This is a genomic window from Solidesulfovibrio sp. DCME, from assembly GCF_049995385.1.
Lineage (GTDB): Bacteria > Desulfobacterota > Desulfovibrionia > Desulfovibrionales > Desulfovibrionaceae > Solidesulfovibrio.
This window is the reverse complement of record NZ_CP188261.1, coordinates 3,625,024-3,642,910: the sequence shown is the minus strand read 5'-3', so window position 1 is coordinate 3,642,910 and position 17,887 is coordinate 3,625,024. Positions and strand designations below refer to the sequence as shown.

The window sequence follows — 17,887 nt, the reverse complement described above, 5'->3', positions numbered from 1 at the left end:
AACGACACGGCGCTGCCCGCCCCCGGTGCCGCCCCCCGAAACGCCGGCCGGCGTTTCGGGGGCGCGGCGCCAGGCGGGCGGCGCCCCGGCCAGGACAGGGTTGCTCATGACCATGCGCAAACGCTTTCAGCTTTTTCGGCCCAAGGCCGCGGACAATGGCCGGCTCCTCGGCGTTGTCAGCGATTTCCAACGGTTTTCCATCCACGACGGCCCGGGCATCCGGACCATCGTCTTCCTCAAGGGCTGCCCCCTGCGCTGCCAGTGGTGCCAGAACCCCGAGAGCATGCTGGCGCGGCCCGAAATCCTCTACATCCGCAACAACTGCATCGGCTGCAACCTGTGCCAGGAGGCCTGCCCGACGCACTGCATCGAGGCGGTTTCCGGCCGGGGCATCGTCATCGACAAGGCCGCCTGCCTGCTGCCCCTGTGCGGCGCCTGCCAGGCCGTGTGCTACGCCAACGCCATCAACATCTGCGGCCGCTACCTCGGCGTGGACGAGGTGCTGGAGGAGGTGGAGCTCGACCGGGAGTTCTACGACCGCTCGGGGGGCGGGGTGACCTTTTCCGGGGGCGAACCCTTCGCCCAGCCCGGGTTCCTCCTGGCCCTGGCCGCGGGCGCCAAGGACAGGGGCCTGCATACGGCCATCGAGACCTGCGGCCAGGCCGACTGGGAGGTCATGGAGCCGGTGCTGGCCCACCTGGACATGGTGCTCTACGACCTCAAGCACATGGACCCGGAAACCCACCGCCAGCTCACCGGGGTGGACAACCGGCGCATCCTGGACAACCTCCGGCGCATCGACCGCCTGGGCCTGCCCATCCGGGTCCGCCTGCCCCTGGTCCCGGGGCGCAACGACAGCCCGGAAAACCTGCGGGCCACGGCCGCCTTCGTGGCCGAGCTGACCCATGTCGAGGCCCTGGACGTGCTGCCCTACCATCGCATGGGCGAGCCCAAATGGGGGCAGCTGGACAAGGACTACCCCCTGCACGGGTTGGCTCCCTATACCAAGGACGCGGTCTTCGCCCTGGCGGCGATCATGGAGGCCTATCCCATCGAGGTCACGGTCGGCGGTTGAACCGGCCCGGCCATCGACAATCGCGCAGGCCGGGCGTAGGGTGACGGCAACGCCCGGCAGTGGGCATCCATCCGGCAACCTTTCAAAAAACGGACGGCCGTTCATGGACAGCCAGCGGGAAAACCAGCCGATCAAGGTCTTTATCGCTGACGATCATCCGCTGTTGCGCATCGGCCTGCGCCTGGCCTTCGAGACCATCGCCGCCATCGCCATCGTCGGCGAATCGGACAACGGTTTCGACACCATCGAAAAGATCCAGCAGACGGTGCCCGATGTGGCGCTTATCGACATCGACATGCCGGGGCTGTCGGGCATCCCGGCCATCCGCGTCCTGCGCAAGGCCTTTCCCGGCATGAAGCTTTTGGCCCTTTCCACCTACAACGACACCAACTACATCAAAAACGCCATGAAGGCCGGCGCCGACGGCTACGTCCTCAAGACCATCGACATCGACAGCCTGGTGAAGCTCATCACCGCCTTTCATATCGGCCAGCCCATCGTTTCGCCCTACCTGGTCAACCTGGCCACGGACATGGAACCCGAGGCCCCGGCCCACGAGCGCGACCTCGACAGCCTGACCAACCGGGAAAAGCAGATCCTCAAGCACATCTCCGAAGGCAAGAACAACAAGGAAATCTCCGAGGGCCTGTTCCTCTCGGTCCAGACGGTCAAGACCCACGTGAAGAACATCTTCAAGAAGCTCAACGTCAACAGCCGGTTCGAGGCCGCCATCATCGCCCGGGAAAGCGGCCTGTTCGAATAGGCCCTTGGAAAAACGCCGACGGCACTAGGCTGCGTCATGAAAGAATCCATCCAGCTCGTGGACCTTATCCCCAAGGAAAAGCTCGACGAGATCCTCCAGGCCGTCAACGAGGCCTGCGGCATCGGTTCGGTCATCGCCGACACCCAGGGCCGCCCCATTTCCAGCGAATCCAACTTCTGCTCGTTTTGCAAAAACTATTGCCGGGCCACCCCGGAAGGCCGCACCAAGTGCTACGCCAGCGACGCCTACGGCGGCCGGATGTCGCTGGATTCCAACGAGCCCTACGTCTACGACTGCCTCAACGCGGGCCTGGTGGACTGCGCCACGCCCATCATCGTGGCCGGCCAGCACATCGGCAACCTCAACGGCGGCCAGGTCCTGGAGGAATCCATCTCCACGGCCGACGCCGTGGCCCGGGCCAAGGGCATCGGCATCACAGACATCGACGGCTACTTGCTGGCCTTGCGCAAGATTCCCCGGGTCAAGCGCTCGCGCCTGCAAAAAATCGTCAACCTCATGTCCGTCATCACCCAGTCCATCAGCGACATGGCCCTGCAACGGATCATGCTGTCCCGGCAATCCCAGGAGTACCTCAACAAGCTCATCAACAGCGTCTCGGACTGCATCATTTCCGTGGACACCGATTTCATCATCGACATGAGCAACGACCGCTGCTCCGAGGTCTTCGGCTGCGGCCTCAACGATTTTTGCGGCCAGTCCCTCATGCGCTTCGTCCAGGACCACAAGGTGCTGGCCGCCTACAAATCGAGCCTGGAGCAGGGGGGGCAGGACAATTTCCGCTTCGAGCTCACGGCCCTGACCACCCGCAGGACGCCCTTTCCCGTGCAGATCTCCATCTCCCGGGTCAACGACGAATCCGGCAAGGCCGTAAGCTACGTGGCCATCCTGCGCGACATCACCGAGGAAAAGCGCATCGCCAAGATGAAGGAAGACCTGGTCGGCATGCTCACCCACGACATGCGCAACCCCATCCTGGCCATCGACCGGGCTCTGGAACTCCTGGCCGGCGGCCGGCTCGGTCCCATCACCGACAACCAGGAGAAAATTCTCAAGCTGGCGCTCAATACCAACGACCAGCTCGGCAGCATGGTCAACGCCTTCCTCGACATCTTCCGCGACGAGAACGGCCGGTTCGAGCTGCACAAAAGCCACTACGACATCAACAAGATCATCAACCAGTGCATCGAGGAGCATTCGCTTCTGGCCGAGGAAAAGGGCCTCGACGTCCGGTTTTTCCAGCGCGGCCAGCACCTGGGCCTTTTTTGCGACCTCTTCCGCGTCAAGCGCACGATCAGCAACATCCTGTCCAATGCCATCAACTACAATGTCGTCGGCGGCAACATCCAGGTGAGCACCACCAGCCTCAAGGGCGGCCTCATCGAGGCCAGCCCCTTCCTGCCCCGGCAGTACAAGCGGCGGCTGGTGGACAGTCAGAACTACGTCTGGATGGTCATCGCCGACACCGGCTTCGGCGTGCCGGAAGCCTACCAGGAAACCATTTTCGAGAAATTTTTTACCGTCCAGACCGAGGCCGGGCTGGGCCGCCGGGGCATCGGCCTGGGGCTGGCCTTCAGCAAGCTGGTGGCCGAGGCCCACGACGGCTTCATCTTCTGCCGCACGCCCTCGCGGGCGCCGGCCCAGTCCCGCACGCCCGGCGTGGAATTCCACCTGGTCCTGCCAAGCGGCGGCCCGGCCCAGCCGCACTGAACCTTGGCCTTCGCCGCGACAGGCGCGGCCAAGCCAGCCTGGCAAGGTCGCGATGCCGCAGGCGCAACCGGCAGGCGAGGCTACGCCCGGTCACGTGCAACCGGCCCCGCGACGCTGTCGCGCCACACGATCACCACCTGGCGGCCACGCGGCGGCTGACGTCCATGGCCGCCCGAGGTCTCCTTTGCCGGCCGCCGGGGCAGGGCGCTCCTGTTGTCCTGTCCCCGCCATTTGACCGGGCCGTCCGCAACGGTTACCGTAATGCTGCTGTGTCGTACCAGGCAGGGATAACCGCAACGGCAAACCCGAGCCGGGACGCGTTGACGCGTCCGGGAGGCGAGAGCACCATGAAACGCATCGGTCCGGCGATCTTCGTTCCAGTCCTGCTGTGGGTGGTTTGTGCGATGCTTTCCGTTGGCCCGGCCCTGGCCAAGGACACCATTGCTCAGGCGGCGCGGGGAGACAAGAATGCCCCGGGCATCGTCGAAACGAAAAACATTGCCGAGGAAGGCTTCATTTACGGCCTGCCCTTGGTCATGAACTACGCGGTCATGTACGACTACTTCATCGACCGGGCCTCAGGTCAGTGGAAGGCCGCCTTCAACGAGGTCTACAACGAAAGCCGCGTGTTCACCTACGAGGATACGACGGTCATTACCCCCAACAGCGACACGCCGTATTCGATGGTGGAGATGGACCTGCGGGCCGAACCCGTGGTCCTCTCCGTTCCGGCCGTCGAGAAGCAGCGCTATTACTCCGTGCAGCTCGTGGACTGGAACACCTTCAACTACGGCTACATCGGCAGCCGGGCCACGGGCAACGAGGCCGGCGACTACCTGATCGTCGGCCCGGACTGGCAGGGCGAGACGCCGCCGGGCATCAAGCGGGTGTTCCGCTCCTCGACCTGGTTTTCCACAGCCGTTTTTCGCACCCAGCTCTTCGACCCGGCCGATATGCCCAACGTGGTCAAGGTCCAGTCCGGCTACAAGGCCCGGCCCCTGTCCGCCTACCTCAAGGGGCCGGCGCCGGCCAAGGCCCCGGCCCTGACCTGGCCGGTCATCGACAAGAAGCTCGTGCGCACGAATTTCTTCGCCTACCTCGATTTCGTGCTGCAATTCGCGCCCGCCGGCCCGGAAGAGCGGGAGATCCGTGAAAAGCTCGCCCGCATCGGCATCGGCCCGGGCAAATCCTTCGAGTTCAAGGACCTCTCCCTGCTCCACAAGGCGGAAGTCCTGGTCGGCATGCGCCAAGGGGAAAAGAAGGTCGCGGCCATGGCCCAGGGGTTCGGGAAGAATTGCAATGGCTGGCATGTCGGCTCGGCCTTTGGCGACCGGGCCTTCTACAACGGCGACTGGCTGCTGCGCGCCGCCGCGGCCAAGGCCGGCATCTACGGCAACGACGCCGTGGAGGCCGTCTACCCCATGACCCGAAACGACCGGGACGGGCGCCCCCTGGACTGCCGCAACCACGACTACAGCCTGACCTTCCCGGCCGGCCAACTGCCGCCCGTCAACGCCTTCTGGTCGGTGACCATGTACGACGGCAAGACGGAGCTGTTGATCAAAAACCCCCTCGACCGCTACTTGGTCAACTCGCCCATGCTGCCCGGGATGCGCACCAATCCCGACGGCTCGCTGACGATTTTTATCCAGCGCAAATCCCCGGGCAAGGACAAGGAGCCCAACTGGCTGCCGGCGCCCAATGGGCCGGTCTATCTGGTGATGCGCCTGTACTGGCCGAGGACCGACCCGCCCTCGATCCTGCCGCCGGGTTCCGGGACCTGGAATCCGCCCGGGATCGTCCGGGTGCGCTGACCCGTGCCGGCGCGGCAGCGAGAACGCGGCGTGGCTTCGGGAAAGTCGCGCCGCCTCGGGGCGTGCGGCCATGATCGGGACGGCTTGTCTGCCGTAGCGGTGGTGGGGCGGCCGGACCGTGCCCGGGGCCGGCTTTGCGGGCCGGCGCGTTGACAGGCGGCTGGGGTGGGCCTAGCCTGAGCCTTCCGTGCGGCAGCCGCGCCGCGCACGGAAGGAGCAAGCATGTTCGGCATCCACGACCTGGGGCTCTTCGTCGTTTCGGGCATCCTCTTCAACCTGGCCCCGGGGCCGGACGTTTTCTACGTGGTCAGCCGCAGCGCCAGCCACGGCGCGCGGGGCGGGATCGTGGCCGCCCTGGGCATCGGCACGGGCTGCTTCGTGCACATCCTGGCCGCGGCCGTGGGCCTATCGGCCATGCTGGCCGCCTCGGCCACGGCCTTTACCGTGATCAAGTACGTCGGCGCCGCCTACCTGGTCTACACCGGTGTGCGCATGGCCCTGGCTTCGGGGATAGGCGGCGACGCGGCGCCGGCCGCCGCCCCGCCCCGGCGCGGCCACCGCGGCGTGTTCGTCCAGGGGTTTCTCACCAATGCCCTCAACCCCAAGGTAGCGCTTTTTTTCCTGGCCTTCCTGCCCCAGTTCATCGACGCCGGTTCCCCGGACAAGGCCTTGGCCTTCGCGAGCCTTGGGCTTCTCCTGGACGCCACGGGCACGGCCTGCAACATGCTCCTGGCCCTGGCCACGGCCCGGCTGGCCTCGGGCTTCGACCGGGGCGGCCGGACGCGGCGGCTGTTCAGCCGGGGGGCCGGCGCGCTGTTCGTCCTGCTCGGGGTCCGGCTGGCCCTGGCCGACAGGGTCTGAGGCGGCCGGCCCGCCTCGAAGCCGTGGGGCGCGCGCAGCCCCCTCCACCCGGCCGACGGCGGCTGCGGCGGCCCGGCCCGACGCCCCGTTCATACGCCCGTGAAACCCAGTGCCGCCAGGCCCCGCCGGTCCGCCTCCAGGGAGGCCCCGGCCGTGGTCAGGTAGTCGCCGACCATGAGCCCGTCGGCCCCGGCGGCCATGGGGGCCAGGGAAGCCTGCCGGCCGAAGACCTTCGGCCGGCCGCCGCAGATGCGGATGTGCCGGTCGGGCAAAAGCAGGCGCAGCAGGATGACGATGCGCCGGGCCTCGTCGGGCGACAGCACCGGCCGGTCGGCCAGGGGCGTTCCCGGGATGGGGCATAAAAAGTTCACCGGGACCGACGTCACGCCGGCCTCGAGCAGGGTCAGGGCCAGGTCGGCCCGGTCGGCCCAACCCTCGCCCAGGCCGAACAGCCCGCCCGAGCACACGGCGATGCCCAGGCGCCGGCACACCCGCAGCACCTCCAGATTGTCCTCGAAGCGCCGCGTCGTGCAGATTTTCGGGTAGAAGCCCCGCGAGGTCTCCAGGTTGTGGTGGTAGGCGGCCAGGCCCCGGGCCTTGAGGGATTTGAGTGCCCCGGTGTCGAGGACCCCCAGCGACGCATCGGCGGCCAGGCCCAGGGCGGCGATGCCGGAAAGCGCCTCGGCCACGGCCGCGAGCTCCTTGTCCGGCAGCGACCGGCCCGAGGCCACCACGCCGAAGCGGGTCACGCCGCACCCGGCCATGGCCGCGGCGCCGGCGACGATGCGGGGCGGCGAGAGCAGGGCATGCTCGGGCGCGGCGGTGGCGTAGTGCCCGGACTGGGCGCAGAAGGCGCAATCCTCGCCGCAGCGCCCGGATTTGGCGCTGATGATGGCGCAAAGGGAAACGGCCGTGCCCATCCGGGCCCGGCGCACGGTGTCGGCGGCGGCGGCCAAGGCATCGAGCAGCGTTCCGCTGGCCTCGGGCAGGATCGCCAGCAGGCGGTCGCGGGCGGTATCGGACAGGAAGCCGCCGGCCAGCAGGGGCCGGACGAGTTCCCGGGCAAAGGCGGTGTCGGTTTGGGGCATGGGGACATCCGGTCGGTGGTTGTGGACGGAAAAAGGCGGAAACGCAGGCTAGCGCCGAAAGCCGGCCGGGGCAAGGGTGCCGGGGAGGGCTCCGTGGCGGCCACCAACAAATCGTCACCATCCCGCTGTCCAAAAGAGACGCTTCGGGGCAAGAATGCCTGTTTGCGGCAAACGCGCACCAGCCCGGGCTCGGTGCGCGCGGGAGCGATTCCGCGCCGCTGGCCGGCGCCCGCCCGGGGCTCCCGGGGCCGCAACAACCGCTGACGCGAAGGAAGCGCCATGAACCTGCCGCAGTTACAGCACGTCAAGGCCGTCGTCCTCGATTGGGCCGGCACGGTGGTGGACCACGGCTGCCTCGGGCCGGTGGCCGTGTTCCTCGAGGTCTTCAAGCGCCAGGGCGTGGCCGTCACCGCCGCCCAGGCCCGCAAGCCCATGGGGCTGATGAAAAAGGACCACGTCCGGGCCATGACCCGCGACCCCGAAGTGGCCGCCGCCTGGCGGGCCGTCCACGGCCGGGCGCCGGACGAGAACGACGTGGAGGCCATGTACCGGCTGACCGAGCCCCTCATGGTCGGCTGTATCGCCGCCCACGCCGAGCCCATTGTCGGGGCGCTGGAGGCCGTGGCCGCCTTCCGGGCCATGGGGCTTGGGATCGGCTCCACCACCGGCTACACCCGGCCCATGATGGACGTCATGACCCGGGAAGCCGCGGCCAGGGGCTACGTGCCCGACTCCATGGTCTGCTCCTCGGACGTGCCCGCCGGCCGGCCGTCGCCGTTTATGTGCTACCGGGCCGCGCTAGATTTGGCCGTCTATCCCTTCTGGGGGATGGTCAAGATCGGCGACACCGTGGCCGACGTGGCCGAGGGCAGAAACGCCGGCATGTGGACCATCGCCCTGACCCTTCGCGGCAACGAGATGGGCCTGACGCAAGGCGAGCTCGCCGCCCTGCCCGCCGCCGAAAAAGCCGCGCGCCTGGCCGTCGTCGAGGATAGGCTTCGCGGGGCCGGCGCGGACTACCTGGCCCCGGACCTGGCGGCCTGCCCGGCCATCCTGGCCGCCATCGAGGCCCGGCTGGCCCGGGGCGAGCGCCCGGGCTGCGCCCCGTGACGGCGCGCCCGGGCGGCGGCGATCAGGCCACCGGTGGCCGCCAGGACGCGACACGACCCCTGGTCGCCGCGCCGTCCGCTCCGCCGCCGGGCGAGGGCGACGCCAACACCTCGCCGCGCCGGGCGGCCTGGCGGGCCGGGCTGTCCGCGGCCACCCGCGCCCTCCTGGACCGCGACGCCGCGGTTTTCCTGTGCCAGTCGCTGTCCACGCCCTGCCTGGACGTGCTCACCGGCTGTCGCGGCGCGGTGCTGACCACCCGGGACGGCCGGGAGCTCCTCGATTTTCACGGCAACTCCCTGCACCAGGCCGGCCACGCCCACCCGGAAATCGTGGCCGCCATCAAGGCTCAGCTCGAGGCCATGGCCTTTTGCCCGCGCCGCTTCACCAACGAACCGGCCGTTCGTCTGGCCGAGGAACTCGTCGCCCTGGCCCCGGGGCGGCTGGGCAAGGTGCTGTTCGCCCCGGGCGGCAGCCTGGCCGTGGGCATGGCCCTCAAGATCGCCCGGCTGGCCACGGGGCGGTTCAAGACCGTGTCCATGTGGGACGCCTTCCACGGTGCCTCCCTGGACGCCTGCTCCGTGGGTGGCGAGGCCCTTTTTCGCGGCCGCATTGGGCCGCTTTTGCCCGGCACCGAACACGTGCCCCCGCCCGAGCCCTACCGTTGCGTGCTCCGCCCCGGGGGCTGCGACGGCTGCGACCTGGCCTGCGCCCGCTACCTGGACTACGTGCTGGAAAAGGAGGGCGACGTGGGGGCGGTGGTGGCCGAACCCCTGCGCTGCACCACGGTCAACATCCCGCCCCCGGGCTACTGGCCGGCCGTGCGGGCCGCCTGCGACCGCCACGGGGCGCTGTTGATCCTCGACGAGACCGCCACCTGCCTGGGCCGCACGGGCAGGGCGTTTGCCTGCGCGCATTTCGGGGCCGAGCCGGATCTGCTCGTGTGCGGCAAGGGCCTGGGCGGCGGCATCCTGCCCCTGGCCGCCGTCCTCGCCGACCCGGCCTTGGACGTGGGCGCGCAGTTGGCCATCGGCCACTACACCCACGAGAAAAACCCCACCGCCTGCGCCGCCGGCCTGGCCATGCTGGCGATCCTGCGCCGCGACGACCTGGCCGGCCGGGCCGCCAGGCTCGGGGCGAAGGCCCTGGCGCGGCTGCGGGCGATGGCCCAACGCTTTCCCGTGATCGGCGACGTGCGCGGCCTGGGCCTGTCGCTGGCCGTGGAACTCGTGCGCGACCGGGCGACCCGGGAAAAAGCCTCGGACGCGGCCGACGCCGTGCTCTACCACTGCCTGGAAGACGGCCTGTCCTTCAAGACCTCCCACGGCAACGTCCTGACCCTGACCCCGCCCCTGACCATCGCCGAAACCGACCTGGACCGGGCCTGGGACATCCTGGAGCGCGCTTTGGCCCGGGTTTGTCCGCCCAAGGAGTAACGCCATGGACCTGTCCCGCTCTCCCGACAACCCCTACCTCCTGCTGACCCCGGGGCCGCTTTCCACCTCGAAATCCGTCAAGGCCGCCATGCTTCGCGACTGGTGCACCTGGGACGCGGACTACAACGCCATCGTCACGGACCTGCGCGCCCGGCTGGCGGCCCTGGCCAGCCGCGAGCCCGGCTACACCGCCACCCTCATGCAGGGCAGCGGCACGTTCTGCGTGGAAGCCTGCGTCGGCACGCTCGTCCCCGAGGACGGGGGCCTGCTGGTGCTGGCCAACGGCGCCTACGGGGCGCGCATCGCCACCATCGCCCGGGTGCTGCGCATCCCGGTGGTGGAGGAGGATTTCGGCGAGGTTTCCCCGGTGGACCCGGACCGGGTGGCGGCGCTGCTTGCGGCCCATCCCGCACTGACCCACGTGGCCGTGGTCCACTGCGAGACGACCACCGGCATGCTTAACCCCATCGAGGCTATCGGCGCCGTGGTCAAGGCGGCCGGCAAAACCTACCTCGTCGATGCCATGAGCAGCTTCGGCGGCATTCCCCTGGACATGGCCGCCATCGGGGCCGACGCCCTGGTTTCCAGCGCCAACAAGTGCATCCAGGGCGTGCCCGGCTTCGGCTTCGTCCTGACCCGGCGCGGCGTGCTCGAAGGCTGTGCCGGCCGGGCCCGGTCCGTAAGCCTCGACCTCTACGACCAGTGGCGGGCCATGGAGCAGGGCGGCGGCAAGTGGCGCTTCACCTCGCCCACCCACGTGGTGCGGGCCTTTGCCCAGGCCATGGACGAGCTGGCGGCCGAAGGCGGCGTGGCCGCCCGATTCGCCCGCTACGCCGAGAACCAGCGGCGGCTGGTCGCGGGCATGGCCGCCCTGGGTTTCGACACCCTCCTGCCCCGCGCCCTCCAGTCGCCCATCATCACCGCCTTCCTCAGCCCCAGCCACCCGGACTACGCCTTTAAGCCCTTCTACGAACGCCTCAAGGCCAAAGGCTTCGTCATCTACCCCGGCAAGGTGACCGCGGCCGATACCTTCCGCATCGGCAACATCGGCGAGGTTTATCCCGCCGACATCGAACGCCTGCTTTCGGCCGTGGCCGAATCCATGTATTGGATGGGCTAGCCCGTCTTCCCGCTGCCACGGTCCCGGCGGCGCCCGTCGCCGGGACGGACCACGGAGGTTCCGCCATGCCCGGCGTCACCCTGGGAAACCGCCGCTACGCCTTTGCCGACCTGCGCGAGGTCATGGCCAAGGCCACGCCGCCGCGCTCGGGCGACGTGCTGGCCGGCGTGGCCGCCGGCTCCGACGAGGAGCGCGTCGCCGCCCGCTACGTCCTTGCCGATACGCCCCTGGCCGCCTTTGTGGCCGAGCCGCTGATCCCCTACGAAATCGACGAAGTCACGCGGCTTGCCTGCGACAGCCACGACCGGGAGGCCTTCGCCCCGGTGGCATCGCTCACCGTCGGGGAGTTGCGCGAGTGGCTGCTGGCCCGGGCGGCCGCGGGCGAATCAGAGGTCTTGCACGCGCTGGCGCCCGGGCTTCTCCCGGAGATGGCGGCCGCCGTTTCCAAGCTCATGCGCAACCAGGACATGATCCTGGTCGCCTCGCGCATCCACAATACCGCCGCCTTTCGCGACACCATCGGCCTGCCCGGCCGCCTGGCCACGCGGCTGCAGCCCAACCACCCCACCGACGATCCCCGGGGCGTGCTGGCCTCGGTCCTGGACGGGCTGCTACTCGGCAGCGGCGATGCCTGCATCGGCATCAACCCGGCCACGGACAGCCCGGCCGCCGCCGCCGAGCTGCTGCGCCGCCTCGACGAGGTCCGCGAGCGCTACGCCATCCCGACCCAGACCTGCGTGCTGGCCCACGTCACCACCACCCTTGCCGTCATCGAGGCCGGCGCGCCCGTGGACCTGGTCTTCCAGTCCATCGGCGGCACCGAGGCCGTCAACGACAGCTTCGGCGTCAACCTCGCCCTGCTCACGGAGGCCCGGCAGGCCGCGTTATCGCTCGGGCGCGGGACGGTTGGGCAAAACGTCATGTATTTCGAGACCGGCCAGGGCAGCGCCCTGTCGGCGGGGGCACACCACGGCCTGGACCAGCAGACCGTCGAGGCCCGGGCCTACGGCCTGGCCCGGGCCTTCGACCCCTTGCTGGTCAATACCGTGGTCGGGTTCATCGGCCCGGAATACCTCTACGACGGCCGCCAGATCATCCGGGCCGGCCTGGAGGACCTTTTTTGCGGCAAGCTCCTGGGCCTGCCCATGGGCGTGGACGTCTGCTACACCAACCACGCCGAGGCCGACCAGGACGACATGGACGTGCTGCTGACACTCCTCGGCGCCGCCGGCTGCGCCTACATCATGGGCGTGCCCGGGGCCGACGACGTGATGCTCGGCTACCAGAGCACGTCCTTCCACGACGCCCTCTACCTGCGCGCCCTGTTGGGGTTGCGCCCGGCCCCGCGCTTCGAGGCCTGGCTCGTCTCCATGGGGCTTTTCGATGCCGGCCTGCGCCCCGCGCCGCTTTCTGCCCGAAACGTCCCCCTGGAGCCGCCCCATGCCTGAATCGCCGCCCAAAGCCCTGGCCGCCGAGGCCTCGCCCGCGTCGGTTGCCCCCTGCCCCCTGCCCGGGCTGGCCGGGCTGACCATGGCCCGGGTGGCCCTGGGCCGCGCCGGCGTCAGCCTGCCCACCCGCGAGCATTTGCGCTTTTCCCTGGACCACGCCCGGGCCCGCGACGCCGTGCGCATCCCGTTGGAGGCGCCGGCCATGCTGGCGGTCCTGGCCGAAACGGGCCTGCCCGTTGTCAATCTGGCCAGCCAGGCCATAGACGAGCGGCAATTCCTGCTGCGCCCGGACCTCGGCCGGCGCCTCGACGCGGCGTCGCAGGCCCGGCTGCGGGAACGGGCGGCCGCGCCCGGGCCGGACCTGGTGCTGGTGGTTTCGGCCGGGCTTTCGGCCGTGGCCGTCGGGCGGCAGGTGCCGCCGTTTCTGGCCGCCTTCCTGCCCCTGGCCGCCGACCGGGGGCTGGCCCTTGGGCCGTTGTGCCTGGTGGCCCACGGCCGGGTGGCCGTGGGCGACGACGTGGGCGAGGCCCTTGGCGCCCGGGCCGTGGCCGTGCTTATCGGCGAGCGCCCGGGCCTGTCCGCCCCAGACAGCCTGGGCATCTACCTCACCTACGGCCCCAGGCCGGGCCGCACCGACGCCGAGCGCAACTGCATTTCCAACGTGCGGCCCCAGGGGTTGGCTTTCGACCGGGCCGCCCGCACCCTGGACCGGCTCCTGGCCGGGGCCCTGGCGCGCGGCCTGACCGGCGTGGCCCTCAAGGACGACGGCGAGGAGAGCCTGCCCGAAACGGCCCCCGGGGCGCCGTTGCCGTGAGCGACCGGCCTGTCAGGCCTGGCCTGGCGCGGCCGCTGTGTTGGCCAGGTTGTTGATTCGGCAGGCGGCGCAGGCCGCGCCGAAGCCGTTGTCGATGTTGACCACGGTCACGCCGCTGGCGCACGAGGTCAGCATGCCGCACAGGGCCGTGAACCCGGCCAGGGCGGCGCCGTAGCCAATCGAGGTGGGCACGGCCACCACCGGCTGGGACACGAGCCCGCCGACGACGCTGGCCAGCGCCCCTTCCATGCCGGCCACCACGATGAGCGCCCTGGCCCGGCGGATGACCTCCATGCAGTCGAGCAGCCGGTGCAGCCCGGCCACGCCCACGTCGGACACGAGAAAGGCCCGGTGGCCGAACATGCGGCAGGTGGTCAGGGCCTCCTCGGCCACGGGCAGGTCCGAGGTGCCGGCCGTGATCACGCCGATCTCGCCCTCGCCATAAACGACGTCGTCTTCGCCGAGCGTCAGGGTACGGCCCAGGGCGCCGTGGCGGGCCTCGGGACAGACGGCCAGCACGGCGGCGGCGGTTTCCTCGGGAACCCGGGTGGCCAGGACCGGCCCCCGGCCACGCAGGCGCAGGAAGATATCCACCACCTGGCCCGGCGTCTTGCCGGCGGCGTAGATCACCTCGGGAAAGCCGTTTCGCAGCGGCCGGTGCAGGTCGATCTTGGTGTGGCCCATTTCCAGAAACGGCAGGTCGCGCAGCCGCGCGATTCCCGCCTCGACAACCAGTTCGCCGTCTTTGACGGCGCAAAGCAAGGCGCGCAAGGATTCGTGCATGTCCATTAACCGATAGGGTGTGGTTTTTCCGCTTCAGGCGGGTTCGTTGAAACTGCCCATGGTGTAGCCGGCCAGGTCGGCCGTCAGGTGGCGCAAGCCCAGTCGGCGCAGGCGGTCGAGGAGATCGCCCGACTGGCAGGCCGCCACCAGGTCGGCCAGGCGGCCCTTGGGCACCTCGATGCGGGCCAGGTCGCCGTGCAGCCGCAGCCGCACGGCGGGAAAGCCGGCGGCGCGCAGCAGCGCCTCGCCCCCTTCGATGCGCCCAAGGGCCGCCTCGTCCACGCGCGCCCCGTGGGGCAGGCGCGAAAGCAGGCAGGCCGCCGACGGCTTGTCCCAGGTGGGCAGTCCTGCCCGGCGCGACAGCGCGCGGATGTCGGCCTTAAAAAGCCCGGCCGCCAGCAGCGGGCTGCGGATGCCCAGTTCCGCCAGGGCCTTGCGTCCCGGCCGATGGTCGCCCAGGTCGTCGCGGTTGGTGCCGTCCAGGACGGCCGCCTGGCCGAACACGGCGGCCCGCGTCAGCAGGCGGGAAAAAAGCAGGCGCTTGCACAGGTAGCAGCGCTCGGGCGGATTGTCGCGCAGTGCCTCGGGGAAGGCGACGGGGACGACCTCGTGGGCCGCGCCCAGGTCGCCGGCCAGCCGGACGGCCTGCGCCACCTCGGCCCGGGAGGCATAGGGCGGGTCCAGGGTCACGGCCAGGACGTTTTGCGGCCCCAGGGCGGCCAGGGCGGCCCGCAGCAGGAAGGTGCTGTCCACGCCGCCGGAAAAGGCCACCAGCACCCGCCCAAGGGCCGTCAGCTCCCGGGCAAGGGCCTCGGCCCTGGCCGCCAGGCCGTCGGCCTCGTCGTGCGGCCCGGTCATTTCCGGCAGGCCCCGATGGCCGCGTAGACCGCCGACAGCGGCAGGCCGTGGGCGGCGGCCAGGCGGCGGCAATCCTCGAACTCGGGCTTGGAGCGGATGACCGCGCCGCCAAGGAGCGCGTTTTTCATGGTCACCGGCCCCAGGGGCGTTTCCAGGGTTTCGAAGGCGGTGTCCAGGGTCGCCTTGTCCAGGGGGAAGCGCTTGATGCCGAGTGTCGTGGTGTGGCGAAAGAGCAGGTCGGTGAAGCGGGCCTCGTCGGCGGCGGCGCACAACAGCGACAGGCAGGTGGCCGGCCGGCTTTTTTTCATGACGATGGGGGTCAAATGCACGTCCATGGCCCCCGCCTCCATGAGCAGTTCCAGGGCGGCGCCGAGCATCTCGGCCGTCATGTCGTCGATGTTGCACTGCAAGAGCCTGCCCGGCCCCGAGCCCGCCCCGTAGGCAACCTGGCCGGCGCTGCCCAGGTGGACGCGCAGCAGGTTGGGGATGTCCAGGTCGCGGTGGCCGATGCCGTAGGCCGTGCGTTCCATGACCATGGCCGGGGTGGCGGTGAAGGTGTCGACGAGGGTCGTCAGGATGGCCGCGCCGGTGGGTGTGGTGGTTTCGGCCGAGGCGGCCCCTCGGGTGGTGGGCACGCCGTGGAGCAGTTCCACCGTGGCCGGCGCGGGGACGGGGATGACCCCGTGGGCGCAGCGCACGAAGCCGCCGCCGAGCTCCACCGGCGAGGCCCAGACCGCGTCCACGTCCAGGGCGTGGCGGCATACGGCCGCGCCCACGATGTCCACGATGGCGTCGATGGCCCCGACCTCGTGGAAATGGACGTCCTCCATGGACACGCCATGCACCGTGGCCTCGGCCCGGGCCAGGCGGCGGAAGATGTCGATGCTCGTGCGGCGCACCCGTTCGTCCAGGCCGCTGGCGTTGATGCGGGCCTCGATGTCGGGCAGGCGGCGGTGGTGGTGCCCCCGGCCATGGGGCTCGTGTCCGGGGGCTTGGGGCGTGTGGCCGTGGTGGGCGGCGTGGTCATGGCCATGCGGGCCGTGGTGGCCGTGTTCGTGCCCGTGTCCATGGCCGTCGTCCTCGTGGCCATGACCATGGTGGTCGTGCGTATGCCCGTGCCCGTGGCCCTCGTGCTCGTGCCCATCATGACCGTGGTCGTGGTGCCCGTGGCCATGCTCCTGGTGCCCGTGCTCGTGGCTGTCGTGCTCGTGCCCATGGTCGTGGTGCCCGTGGCCGGGCCCGTGGGCATGGCCATGCCCATGGGGCGGGTGGTCCGGGCCGTGGTGGCCATGGCCCGGCGCGTCGGCCTGCCGGCCGTGGGGGTGGGCGCCGGCGTGGTCGGCCTCGAGCAGGTCCACGTCGACACGGATGCCGGTGATGCCGTTTTTGGCGGCGGCGGCGGCGCGCAGGTCGTAGTGCGCCGCCAGGCCCAGCTTGGCCAGTTCGGCGCGCAGGTAGCCCTGGTCGACACCCAGGTGGAGCATGGCGGCCAGGTTCATGTCGCCGCTGATGCCGCTACGGCAGTCGTAATAAAGGATTTTCAACGTCCTGTTCCTTTTTTTTCGACCCGGCCGCGGGGCGCGGCCTGCGATGGCCCGTCCCGCGGCCGGCGCGCCAGCATGGCCCGCTTGTCTGCCGTTGCGCAAGCGAAACCATGCCCAAACGCCCGAAGGCACGGCCTCAGTCGGGCCTGACCGTGAACATCCGCTTGGCCGTGGCCAGGCGCTGCTCCAGGCCGGCGTCTTCCATGGCGGCGGCCACGGCCGTAAGGACCTCGGGGATCGCGATGTGCTGGGGACACTTCTCCAGGCACTCGCCGCAGGCCACGCACTTGGAGGCGAAGCCGGGTTCGCTGGCGCCCAGGGCGCCGCCCACGCTCAAGGCGTAGAGGAACTTGGCCATTTCGGCGTCACCGGACAGGTGCAGGCCGTTGTAGGCGTCGAAGCATTTGGGGATCTGCACGCCCTGGGGGCAGGGCATGCAGTAGCCGCAGCCCGTGCAGCCGACCTGCATGAGTTCCTTGTAGGTGGCCGCGGCCCGATCGATCAGGGCTTTTTCCTCGGCGGTCAGGGAATCGGGCAGGGCGTCGGCGGCCACGGCCAGGTTCTGGGCGATGTGGCTTTCCTCGTTCATGCCGGACAGCAGCAGCGTGACCTCGGGATGGTCCCAGACGAAGCGCAGGGCCCATTCCACCGGGGCGCGCGGCGTCGGGGCCGCCTCCCACAGGGCGGCCACGGCCGGCGGCGGGGTCGGCCGGCCGAGCAGGCCGCCGCGCAGGGGCTCCATGATGACGACGCCCAGGCCCCGCTCGGCGGCATAACGCAGGCCTTCACCGCCGGCCTGGAAGGCCGTGTCCAGGTAGTTGTACTGGATCTGGCAGAAGACCCAGGGATAGGCGTCGACGATGCGCTTGAAGTCCGCCAACAGGCCGTGGAAGGAAAAGCCCGCGTTGACGATGCGCCCGTCGGAGCGGGCCGCGTCCAGGAAGCCGGCCACGCCGTATCCGGCCACGGCGTCCCACAGCGGCCCGTCCAGGGCGTGGACGAGGTAGTAGTCGATGTGGTCGGTCTCCAGCCGGGCGAGCTGGGCATTGAGGAAACGGTCCATGTCCGCGCGGTTGTTGATGAGCCACGAGGGCAGCTTGGTGGCGAGTTTGACCTTGTCGCGGTAGCCGTCGCGCAGGGCCTTGCCGAGCAGGGGTTCGCTGGCCCCGGCGTGGTAGGGCCAGGCCGTGTCCACATAGTTGACGCCCGCGTCGATGACGCTGCGAATCTGGGCGATGGCCCGGCCCTCGTCGATGGCGCCTTCCGGCGTCGCGGGCAGGCGCATGCAGCCGAATCCCAGTATGGACAGCTGGTCGCCGTTTTTGGGCATGGTCCGGTAGCGCATAATGGATGCTCCTCTCGATGCGTGGATGCGGTTGCCGGTCCCCGGATCGGGGACAGCTTCGGACCTGGACTCAATAGTCGATTTGTGGCGATGGAAAAACGCC

General features: G+C 69.9%; 15 protein-coding genes. 10 read left to right on the top strand and 5 right to left on the bottom strand.

Annotation, left to right across the window (positions count from 1 at the left end; translation table 11 throughout):
• Positions 1 to 106: 106 nt before the first annotated feature.
• The 5 genes from ACP59X_RS16140 (at position 107) to ACP59X_RS16120 (ending at position 6,241) form a co-directional block, all read left to right on the top strand.
• The gene (locus ACP59X_RS16140) at positions 107 to 1,075 is read left to right on the top strand and encodes a glycyl-radical enzyme activating protein (protein ID WP_428560252.1); all 969 of its coding nucleotides are present in this window, start codon (positions 107 to 109) and stop codon (positions 1,073 to 1,075) included.
• A gap of 103 nt (positions 1,076 to 1,178) precedes the next feature.
• Positions 1,179 to 1,838 carry a response regulator gene (locus ACP59X_RS16135; protein ID WP_428560249.1) on the top strand — a complete coding sequence of 220 codons (660 nt, stop codon included), beginning with the start codon at positions 1,179 to 1,181 and terminating at the stop codon, positions 1,836 to 1,838.
• Between the two features lie 36 nt (positions 1,839 to 1,874).
• Positions 1,875 to 3,566, top strand: a complete 1,692-nt coding sequence (locus ACP59X_RS16130; protein WP_428560247.1) for a PocR ligand-binding domain-containing protein — start codon at positions 1,875 to 1,877, stop codon at positions 3,564 to 3,566.
• Positions 3,567 to 3,913: 347 nt separating this feature from the next.
• On the top strand, positions 3,914 to 5,380 hold the full coding sequence (locus tag ACP59X_RS16125; RefSeq protein ID WP_428560245.1) for a DUF1254 domain-containing protein: 1,467 nt from the start codon (positions 3,914 to 3,916) through the stop codon (positions 5,378 to 5,380).
• A gap of 222 nt (positions 5,381 to 5,602) precedes the next feature.
• Positions 5,603 to 6,241 carry a LysE family translocator gene (locus tag ACP59X_RS16120; protein ID WP_428560243.1) on the top strand — a complete coding sequence of 213 codons (639 nt, stop codon included), beginning with the start codon at positions 5,603 to 5,605 and terminating at the stop codon, positions 6,239 to 6,241.
• An 89-nt stretch (positions 6,242 to 6,330) separates the two neighbouring features.
• Here the strand turns inward: ACP59X_RS16120 and bioB are convergent, their stop codons facing one another.
• Positions 6,331 to 7,329, bottom strand: coding sequence for a biotin synthase BioB (gene bioB / locus ACP59X_RS16115; protein ID WP_428560241.1), 999 nt, complete (start codon positions 7,327 to 7,329; stop codon positions 6,331 to 6,333).
• A gap of 279 nt (positions 7,330 to 7,608) precedes the next feature.
• Between bioB and phnX the strand changes: the two genes are divergently transcribed.
• The 5 genes from phnX (at position 7,609) to eutC (ending at position 13,254) form a co-directional block, all read left to right on the top strand.
• The gene (gene phnX, locus ACP59X_RS16110) at positions 7,609 to 8,439 is read left to right on the top strand and encodes a phosphonoacetaldehyde hydrolase (RefSeq protein WP_428560239.1); all 831 of its coding nucleotides are present in this window, start codon (positions 7,609 to 7,611) and stop codon (positions 8,437 to 8,439) included.
• Positions 8,436 to 9,872 carry a (R)-1-hydroxy-2-aminoethylphosphonate ammonia-lyase gene (gene pbfA, locus ACP59X_RS16105; RefSeq protein WP_428560237.1) on the top strand — a complete coding sequence of 479 codons (1,437 nt, stop codon included), beginning with the start codon at positions 8,436 to 8,438 and terminating at the stop codon, positions 9,870 to 9,872. The genes phnX and pbfA overlap by 4 nt, the downstream gene beginning before the upstream one ends.
• Positions 9,873 to 9,876: 4 nt before the next feature.
• Positions 9,877 to 10,992, top strand: a complete 1,116-nt coding sequence (gene phnW, locus ACP59X_RS16100) for a 2-aminoethylphosphonate--pyruvate transaminase (protein WP_428560235.1) — start codon at positions 9,877 to 9,879, stop codon at positions 10,990 to 10,992.
• 65 nt (positions 10,993 to 11,057) lie between these two features.
• Complete coding sequence (locus tag ACP59X_RS16095; protein ID WP_428560233.1) at positions 11,058 to 12,440, top strand: ethanolamine ammonia-lyase subunit EutB; 1,383 nt, start codon at positions 11,058 to 11,060, stop codon at positions 12,438 to 12,440.
• Positions 12,433 to 13,254, top strand: a complete 822-nt coding sequence (gene eutC, locus ACP59X_RS16090) for an ethanolamine ammonia-lyase subunit EutC (protein ID WP_428560231.1) — start codon at positions 12,433 to 12,435, stop codon at positions 13,252 to 13,254. The genes ACP59X_RS16095 and eutC overlap by 8 nt, the downstream gene beginning before the upstream one ends.
• A 12-nt stretch (positions 13,255 to 13,266) precedes the next feature.
• Here the strand turns inward: eutC and larB are convergent, their stop codons facing one another.
• The 4 genes from larB to ACP59X_RS16070 form a co-directional block, all read right to left on the bottom strand.
• On the bottom strand, positions 13,267 to 14,043 hold the full coding sequence (gene larB, locus ACP59X_RS16085; protein WP_428560229.1) for a nickel pincer cofactor biosynthesis protein LarB: 777 nt from the start codon (positions 14,041 to 14,043) through the stop codon (positions 13,267 to 13,269).
• Positions 14,044 to 14,070: 27 nt separating this feature from the next.
• Complete coding sequence (gene larE / locus ACP59X_RS16080) at positions 14,071 to 14,895, bottom strand: ATP-dependent sacrificial sulfur transferase LarE (RefSeq protein ID WP_428560226.1); 825 nt, start codon at positions 14,893 to 14,895, stop codon at positions 14,071 to 14,073.
• A complete protein-coding gene (gene larC / locus ACP59X_RS16075; RefSeq protein ID WP_428560223.1) occupies positions 14,892 to 16,439 on the bottom strand; it encodes a nickel pincer cofactor biosynthesis protein LarC in 1,548 nt (515 codons plus the stop codon). The genes larE and larC overlap by 4 nt, the downstream gene beginning before the upstream one ends.
• A 136-nt stretch (positions 16,440 to 16,575) precedes the next feature.
• Positions 16,576 to 17,784 carry an aldo/keto reductase gene (locus ACP59X_RS16070; protein ID WP_428560221.1) on the bottom strand — a complete coding sequence of 403 codons (1,209 nt, stop codon included), beginning with the start codon at positions 17,782 to 17,784 and terminating at the stop codon, positions 16,576 to 16,578.
• Positions 17,785 to 17,887 lie beyond the last annotated feature (103 nt).